The 435-nt window shown below is 38.6% G+C and carries 1 pseudogene; it reads right to left on the minus strand.

The features are described from left to right. Positions 1-112: 112 nt before the first annotated feature. Positions 113-435, minus strand: a pseudogene (locus FUA24_RS03840) (cytochrome c nitrite reductase small subunit); the annotation flags it as partial.

Below are 435 nucleotides of genomic sequence, written 5' to 3' on the forward strand. Positions count from 1 at the left end.
CGGTTAACAATGCTAGAAGCTAAAAGTCCTAAAAGGAACACTACAACTACAGTTACTATAAATAATACTTTGTTTTTCATTGGTATATAATTTGCAAGTGCGCGTTAATTGTTTAATCTTTAATTTGTTTATTTAACCAACTAGGTATTACGGTGCTTACGGTATCAGTTGGTATTGGAGCAATGTTGTTGCGTATGGTAGAAATACCGTGTACGGTGCCGTGTGGTATTTCTTGGTGGCATTCCCAACATTTTCTATCGGTTCTACTTTCTTTATGCCCGTTTAACCAGCCGTCATACTTTACTTGGGTTACTTGTTGTACATGGCAACGTATGCAGTTATTTTGCACAACTTCTTGCGATGCTTCACGCATAAACATGACTTCAGGCTCCATACGTGCTGTAAAAACAGAGGCGTGAAAAAGGCCATCTTTCG

This window comes from Seonamhaeicola marinus, assembly GCF_008085455.1.